The sequence below is a fragment of the Paenisporosarcina sp. P5_A11 genome (genome assembly GCF_056400705.1).
The window spans coordinates 1-606 of sequence record NZ_JBFUKT010000395.1; the positions used below are offsets into that span (position 1 = coordinate 1).

1 tRNA gene and 2 rRNA genes are annotated in these 606 nt (G+C 45.7%); all 3 read left to right on the plus strand.

Annotation, left to right across the window (positions count from 1 at the left end):
* Positions 1-181: ribosomal RNA gene (locus tag AC1DOS_RS20465) — 23S ribosomal RNA — on the plus strand; the annotation flags it as partial.
* A 132-nt stretch (positions 182-313) separates the two neighbouring features.
* Positions 314-429, plus strand: a 5S ribosomal RNA gene (gene rrf / locus AC1DOS_RS20470).
* 13 nt (positions 430-442) lie between these two features.
* Positions 443-517 (plus strand) — tRNA-Asn (locus AC1DOS_RS20475).
* Positions 518-606: the final 89 nt, after the last annotated feature.

The window sequence follows — 606 nt, forward strand, 5'->3', positions numbered from 1 at the left end:
GTAGCTATGTGTGGCCGGGATAAGTGCTGAAAGCATCTAAGCATGAAGCCCCCCTCAAGATGAGATTTCCCATTACGCAAGTAAGTAAGATCCCTCAAAGACGATGAGGTAGATAGGTTCGAGGTGGAAGCGCGGCGACGTGTGCAGCTGACGAATACTAATCGATCGAGGACTTAACCACAATTTTGAATGACTTTCAATGGCCCGTTTATCCAGTTTTGAGTGAACAAGAAATAGTTTTTTAAAATAATAAAAAACACTTGTAAATCTCGTCAGACTTGGTATAATAAATCTTGTCTTACAAAACAAATAGTCTGGTGATGATTGCGAAGAGGTCACACCCGTTCCCATACCGAACACGGAAGTTAAGTTCTTCAGCGCCGATGGTAGTTGGGGGTTTCCCCCTGCAAGAGTAGGACGTCGCCAGGCAATAAATTACTATTCCGAAGTAGCTCAGTGGTAGAGCAATCGACTGTTAATCGATTGGTCGTAGGTTCGAGTCCTACCTTCGGAGCCATATTGGGGAGCTGTCCGAGTGGCCGAAGGAGCACGATTGGAATTCGTGTAGGCGGGTTAAACTGTCTCAAGGGTTCAAATCCCTTGCTC